Here is a 519-nt window from a genome sequence, read left to right on the forward strand (position 1 = left end):
CACGCTGCGAGGAGGCCCCGTAGGCGGCCTGCGGGCTAGAGCTTGCGAAGTCCACTGAGCACCCTTTCGAGCAGTGTCACATCCGGTGCGCCGCCGGGCTCGCTGCTGCTGCCCGGCTGATGGATGGCCACCATCCCGGCCTCGGCCAGGTCGGCCACGAGAATACGGGCCACGCCCAGGGGTATGGCGAGCAGCGCGGAGATCTCCGCCACTGACTTGACCTCCTGGCACAGGTGGCAGATCCGCTGGTGCTCCGGAAGCAGGCCCATGAGCTGTGCCGGATCTGCGGTGGTGCTCACCAGCGCCTCGATGGCGAGCTGGTAGCGCGGCCGGGTACGGCCCCCGGTCATGGCGTACGGCCGCACCAGCGGCTGGTCGCCCTCACCGCCGTACGGCGCGTGGTCGTTCAGGCCACCGTACGGATTGGGTGAGGCGGGCGGCGGGGTCATGGCTCCTCCGAGCGAGGCATGTGGTCGACGATGCGGACTGTAGTGCTCGTGTGGGGGGAGCGTGGACTAA

The 519-nt window shown here is 69.6% G+C and carries 1 protein-coding gene; it reads right to left on the bottom strand.

The window, feature by feature from the left end:
• Positions 1-35: 35 nt before the first annotated feature.
• Positions 36-449, bottom strand: a complete 414-nt coding sequence (locus ACW69E_RS27750; protein WP_237878592.1) for a DUF742 domain-containing protein — start codon at positions 447-449, stop codon at positions 36-38.
• Positions 450-519: the final 70 nt, after the last annotated feature.

It is taken from the genome of Streptomyces sp. SS8, assembly GCF_054072955.1.